Here is a 6,005-nt window from a genome sequence, read left to right as displayed (position 1 = left end):
TCTGATGCCGACGTCGTCAGTCTGCGGGGCGAAGCGCGAGCCCCGTCAAGCGGGAGATGCCGCATAGTGGTTGGAGCCATCAGCGTCGCCGGGGTCTGTTTGGGGCAGCGGGGATTCGCATTGTCATAGCGTGGGTATCGTGCCGCCGTCGACATGGAAATCGGCTCCGGTGATGTAACTCGCGCGATCGGAGACGACAAACGCCACGAGTTCGGCGACCTCGTCGGGCCGGCCGCCACGGTTGAGGGCGACGCCGCCGAGCTGGCGTATCAACTCACGGCGGGCGGACTGCTCGTCGCCGCCTGTCATCGCGATTATGGCGTCGAGCACCCGTTGAGCGCCTTCTGTGTCGATGAAGCCGGGCAACACCGAGTTGACTCGGATTCCAGCGGGCCCCAGTTCAGCCGATAGGCCCTTGCTATAGGTGCGGAGCGCGCTTTTGGCGGCGGCGTAGGGCAGCGGCCCGGTGGTTGGCATCAGGCCGGCGATCGAGGTGATGTGGACGATGTTTCCTGCCCCTTGCTGGATAAGGCCGGGAATCAGGGCACGGTCGATGCGGACGGGTGCCAAGAGGTTGAGGTTCAGGACCTGCAACCACTGAGCGTCGGTGTGTTGCGCCGCGTCGGGTTCGAAGTCGTACCCGCCGGCATTGTGCACCACGATGTCGATTCCGCCGAAATGGATTTGGACCTCAGAGACAGTTCTGTCGACCCCGTCGTCGGTACTGATGTCGGCTTGTATAAAAAGTTCGGCAGCAGTTGGCGCAGCGGTACGGGCGGTGGTCGCGACGCGCGCCCCCGCTGAGATCAGGCGGTTGACGATTGCCGCGCCGATGCCCTTGGTTCCGCCGGTGACCAGCGCACGCTGCCCGGTCAGTGAATCGGCGTCCCTCATGATCGTTCTCCTCTTGCTCTGCAGTCCGCGGCTAGCGGTGATCAACTGCAACCGGGGCTGTGCGGCTATCGCTGCGAGAATCGGCCTTGCCCTAGGGGAAAGGTCAACCCCTGTCGACAGAGTCACCAAAATGCCGGCCGTAATTTGAGATGGCGCCCGGTGGATTGGCCGGCCATCATCCGTCGCGCGCGAAGACCGGAGGCCCGAGGGAGCGCCCGACCGTTACGTTGACCTTCCTGTAAGGGGAGGCTCCACGATGAGTTTGACAGCGGTGCTCACGGGGCGAGCTTGGAGGCCGCCAGGAAGGATTGGTTGTTCATGGGCGCACAAGTGTCAATCGGTGACTTTTCGGTGATGGCCTGTCTGAGTACGAAGGCGCTTCGGCACTACCACGACCTTGGGTTGCTCGAGCCCGCACACGTCGACCCCCACAACGGTTATCGGTTCTATGACACCAGCCAAGTTGATCGCGCCCACATCATTCGGCGGTTCCGGTACCTGGGCATGGCGATCCCCGATGTGAAAGCGCTGCTGAATACCGACGACGTGGGCGAGCGTAACGAGATCATCACCGCACACCTGCGACGCATGGAGGACCAGCTACAGCGCACCCAGGACATGGTCCGAGGGCTGGGCGAACTACTTTCCGTGGCGCGGCGGCAGACCAAAGTTGAAGTCCGTTTCGAACCCCAGACCGCCGTGTGGGCGGTCACCGCCACGATCGACATCGACGAGATCGGCACATGGTTCGTCACCGCCACGGACTATTTGAGTGCGGTATTCCGAGAATCGGGAACACACCCGAGCGGGCCGGTCGGTGGACTCTATGAACGCGAACTGTTCACCGAATCCCGAGGTGAGGCCAGCGTGTTCATCCCCACCGACAATCCAATCCACCCGCCCGGCCCCGTGCATACCCGTGTGCTTCCTGCCGCCGAGGTCGCGATGCTGACTCACTTGGGGACTTCGCACACCGATATTGATCGCAGCTACGGGGATCTGGGCACCTACGTCACCGAACATCTCATCAGCGACCAAGGGCCAATCCGCGAACGCTATCTCGGTGCCGAGCCCGGCCATTTCGCACCCTTTGACCGCACCGAAATCTGTTGGCCGATCTTCGGCACAGGCCCGGCCACAGCGACGCCGCTTGCGAAAGCCCGCTGAACTGGCCTTGGTTTTGATCACCGGCCGGCGACGGCCAAACACCGTGCGGCACCCCGGTCCCGACGTGACGGTTGATTGGTTATCGCCATTGCTCACCCGGTTGCGCCATGAAGCGGTGGTGGCCGGAAAGCGTAACTTTCTGGCCGAAAAGCCGCTTTAGCGGGGCGACTGCCTGGGCCAGTATGTCGCGATCAGTCTGATCCAGCCGGCAGAGCATCTGTGCCCCAGTCGCAAGGATATTGGCCAGTGCGGCGCTTTGCGCCGCGCGGCCTTTGGTGCTGGCTTCGACCAGGACTGATCGGTTGTCGGTTGGATCTGGCGACCTTTCGGCCAGCCCAAGGGATTCCAGTGAGCGGATCGCCGTGCTGATGGTGGCTTGCCGAACTCCCTCGTATTCGGCCACCTGCGACGTCCGGAGTGGTCCGCGTTCAACAAGGGTCGTAAGAATTGACAGCTGACGCGACGTCAGGCCCCCCGCAGCCGCACGGTTGCTCGCGTTTTGGCGCGAGATCGAGTTACACGCGGCAATTGCGCGATATAGCCCATCCGCCAGTGGTGTCAAACCATCCGCGTCAGGTTTGTTGTTCTCCAACGGCATCATTGACCTCACTGTCCGAAGTAGCTGGCCTGGGTTAGTCCGCCGGCAGCGGCGGCCGGTGTTCGCGTACCGGACTGGCCGCCGACAGCTTTGTGCGGCTGCCGGTAAGCATGTCCAGGATCAGGTCCACGTAGCGGCGCCAGCCATCGGATTCCGGATAGATCGACGGCAACGTGCCGACGAGCATCAGCACGATCCGCGGGACATCATCGGGCACCAGGTCACGACGGAAGACGCCGGCCTTCTGGCCGCGGCGCACAATTTGGCCGACCGGCTCGAAAAATCGATATGCCATATCCATCGTCCACAGGCCGCTGCTCGTGGCCGCCGCGATGGTGTTGGGGTCTTCGGTGAGGAAAGCCACGGCGCCGCTGAGGGCTAGGCGCATCGCAACAGGCGGATCGGCCTCATGCTGGGCTTGGCTGGTAGCCCCCAAAAACTCATCGAATTTGCGATCCAGAATCGCCCTGAGAAGCACTTCCTTGGTCGGGAAGCGCCGGTAAACGGTCGCCACTCCCACGCCGGCCTCGGCGGCAACGTCCTCCATCACCGCTGCTGAGCCGGCGCGCGCAAAGACCCGCTGCGCGGCGTCGATGATGCGCTCGACGTTGCGGGCGGCGTCGGCGCGCAGCCCGCGCACGGATGTAGGCACCGTCATACCCTAACCGACCTGATAGCCTGCTATCACATCATGGGTGAGGAGGGCTATCCGCGATGCTCGGCCGGGGCTGTTGAGCGCTCACCATAGTCGGCCAGCAACGGACATCGACGTGCCATAATTGACTCGTAGTCTGCCGTAGGCGCCATTTAACGTCGGATCCAACCGTGCGGCACTCGGGCGTTCCGCGTCGGGGGAGCGCAATTGTGTAGGAGCCGACATGCTAGCGATCACTAGCCCGCGCAACGGGTACCCCATCCTGCGCGTCAGTTACACCGCGGTGACCACCGAGTGCGATGCCAGTGACCGCGTCGCCGCGCCGGCCAGCCAACGCGACGTCGCGGTAGGCGGTCCGCCCGATGAGCGCCGGCAAACAGTGGCCGGCGGGCGCCACCGTGCACGCCTGCTGGTCTTGCTGGGCTTAGTCTTGGTCGTGACGATCGGGGGGCTGGCGGGGTGGCTGGGCTACCGGGCACTGCATGCCCAGCGGGAAGTCGCGCTTCGCGTCGATTTCGTGCAGATTCTTCCCAGCATTTTGGGCGGCGCGACCGCGAAGTTCCGTGATGATTTCCCGTCGCATTCTCAACCGCTCGCCGTCGCAATCCAATTCAACTCACCGCCGCCGCGCGATCCGTACCTCCAGGGGTGCATTTGACGCTTCGTAATCGCTCCGATGCACAGCACACACGGGCCTGCGTTCTGCACCTGACCGGACCTCGTGAATTGGTCCGCGGTAAATCAAAGTCGTTCGTTGGCGGGTATACAGGGCGGCTTAGCGCGGTGTGGGTTGGTAGCCCAGGGCTGCATGTCGGCGGTGGCGGCACGTGACACGACGTCGACTGGAACCGCAGCAGCGGCGCGATCACCTGCTCGATACCGCGGCTGCGATGTTCGCGGAAAAGCCCTATGACGATGTCCTCATGGAGGACATCGCTGCGGTCGCGGGTGTGTCGCGATCGTTGATGTATCACCACTTTTCGAGTAAGCGAGACCTATACGTAGCGCTGTTCAAGCGGGCCATTGACCGGTTCCTGGCACGCGTCAGCCCTGATCCGGAGCTACCGCTGGCCGAACAGCTTGCTTCTGCACTCGACGCCCACATTCAATCTTTTGTCGATCATCCCTTCGAAGCAATCACGATCAACCGCGGTGGATTGTCGGATGACCCGGCAATCCAGGCGATCGTCGCCGAAGAGCTCAATGTCGTGGGCCGACTTCTGGTTGATCAACTCGTCGCGGAGGGGCATCCGCGCGATGCCACCGAGATCGCCGTGGCGGGCTGGCTGGCGTTCGTTCGCGCGGTCTGCGTGAAATGGATTGATTCGCAGACTATCTCGCGAGCTGAGCTCACCGAAATGTGTCTACGCACATTCGACCGCGCGCTCGATATCCCAACCCCAACAAGCCGCTTGCGCGCCCGGATATCCGGGGTTATGCAATCTCCAGCGATCAGTTTGCTGACTCGCAAGTCACAGTCCGCGATCTCGACTCGGGGTCAGGCCACGCCCACTCAATGAGGAGAGGGGGCCGGCATCTCAGGTCGGTCTGACCCACACTGGCGCAGCTGCAACGACTGGTCATCTGTATTGGGACACCAGTGAAATCGGATGCCGGAGCAGCCGAGCAAGTGATCACGACGTTGCGGCGGCGGTAGGTGCACAACGACACCGCGCCGCTGCCAACGGTTCCACGATGGGTGCGGAACCTGGCGCCGACGCTGTACCCTTGGCCTACTGTAGCCATGAGGCTACAGTAATCTGTGGGGGCGGCACCGAAACGGGTGACCGACTCATCGTCTGGAGGAGCTTGATGAACGGTGCACACGCGTTGCTGCACACGCTGATTGGCGCAGGCGTGACGGTTTGCTTTGCGAATCCTGGAACTTCGGAGATGCATTTTGTGGCCGCCGTCGATGATGTGCCCGAAATGCGCACGATCCTGGGCTTGTTCGAGGGCGTCGCCACGGGTGCTGCCGACGGTTATGCGCGAATGACCGATCGGCCGGCCGCGACACTTCTACATCTCGGGCCGGGCATGGCGAACGGAATGGCAAATCTGCACAACGCGCGTCGCGCCAATGTGCCGCTGGTGAACATCGTGGGTGATCACGCGACATATCACAAACAGTTCGACGCGCCATTGGAATCTGATATCGACGCTGCCGCGAGAACGTTCTCGGGATGGGTTGACCGCCCCGCCCGCGCCGAAGACGTCGGGAAATCGGCTGCCGCAGCGGTCGCGGCCGCCTGCGGCCCGCCAGCGGAGGTCGCAACTCTGATTCTTCCGGCCGATGTGTCGTGGAACGAAGGCGCCGTGCCTGGCCCGCCGCTCGGCGCGCCCGCGCCGTGTGGTGTTGACGATTTAGCTGTGGCCAACGCAGCCAAGGTGCTGGACTCCGGCGAGAGCTGCTTGCTGCTGCTGGGCGGCCGGGCTCTTCGCGGCGTGTCGCTGGGCCACGCTCGTCGCATCGCGGATGCGACCGGCGCCGGCCTGTTGAGCGAAACGTTTCCTTCCCGCGTGGAGCGGGGCGCCGGGCGGCCCCAGATTGACCGTCTGCTGTACGACATCGACGCCGCCAGAGCCCAACTCGCCAGCTACCGTCAGGTGATTTTGGTGGAGGCGCAAACGCCGGTCTCGTTCTTCGCCTACCCGGGTATGTCCAGCGAGCTGGTCTCCTCAGACTGCCAG

At 63.3% G+C, this 6,005-nt stretch carries 7 protein-coding genes; 4 read left to right on the top strand and 3 right to left on the bottom strand.

All coding sequences use genetic code 11. The features are described from left to right. Window positions 1-123: 123 nt before the first annotated feature. Window positions 124-894: an SDR family oxidoreductase gene (locus tag WAN02_RS02880; RefSeq protein WP_422262671.1), complete on the bottom strand. Its 771-nt coding sequence runs from the start codon at window positions 892-894 to the stop codon at window positions 124-126. A 318-nt stretch (window positions 895-1,212) separates the two neighbouring features. Between WAN02_RS02880 and WAN02_RS02875 the strand changes: the two genes are divergently transcribed. After that, window positions 1,213-2,061, top strand: coding sequence for a MerR family transcriptional regulator (locus tag WAN02_RS02875; RefSeq protein ID WP_422262669.1), 849 nt, complete (start codon window positions 1,213-1,215; stop codon window positions 2,059-2,061). A 79-nt stretch (window positions 2,062-2,140) separates the two neighbouring features. On the opposite strand, the gene WAN02_RS02870 is transcribed toward WAN02_RS02875, so the two are convergent. Both WAN02_RS02870 and WAN02_RS02865 read right to left on the bottom strand, forming a co-directional pair. Further along, window positions 2,141-2,662, bottom strand: coding sequence for a MarR family winged helix-turn-helix transcriptional regulator (locus WAN02_RS02870; protein WP_422262667.1), 522 nt, complete (start codon window positions 2,660-2,662; stop codon window positions 2,141-2,143). 31 nt (window positions 2,663-2,693) lie between these two features. Next, the gene (locus WAN02_RS02865; RefSeq protein ID WP_422262665.1) at window positions 2,694-3,311 is read right to left on the bottom strand and encodes a TetR/AcrR family transcriptional regulator; all 618 of its coding nucleotides are present in this window, start codon (window positions 3,309-3,311) and stop codon (window positions 2,694-2,696) included. 226 nt (window positions 3,312-3,537) lie between these two features. Here WAN02_RS02865 and WAN02_RS02860 point away from each other — a divergent pair, with 226 nt between their 5' ends. From WAN02_RS02860 to WAN02_RS02850, 3 genes are all read left to right on the top strand, one after another. Further along, the gene (locus tag WAN02_RS02860) at window positions 3,538-3,972 is read left to right on the top strand and encodes a hypothetical protein (protein WP_422262663.1); all 435 of its coding nucleotides are present in this window, start codon (window positions 3,538-3,540) and stop codon (window positions 3,970-3,972) included. 169 nt (window positions 3,973-4,141) lie between these two features. Beyond that, complete coding sequence (locus WAN02_RS02855; RefSeq protein ID WP_422262661.1) at window positions 4,142-4,834, top strand: TetR/AcrR family transcriptional regulator; 693 nt, start codon at window positions 4,142-4,144, stop codon at window positions 4,832-4,834. Between the two features lie 292 nt (window positions 4,835-5,126). Further along, window positions 5,127-6,005 (top strand): acetolactate synthase large subunit (locus WAN02_RS02850; RefSeq protein ID WP_422262659.1); only part of this gene is annotated, 879 nt, incomplete at its 3' end.

This window comes from Mycobacterium sp. (genome assembly GCF_049281135.1).
Taxonomy (GTDB): Bacteria; Actinomycetota; Actinomycetes; order Mycobacteriales; family Mycobacteriaceae; genus Mycobacterium.
This window is presented reverse-complemented; position numbering and strand designations above follow the sequence as displayed.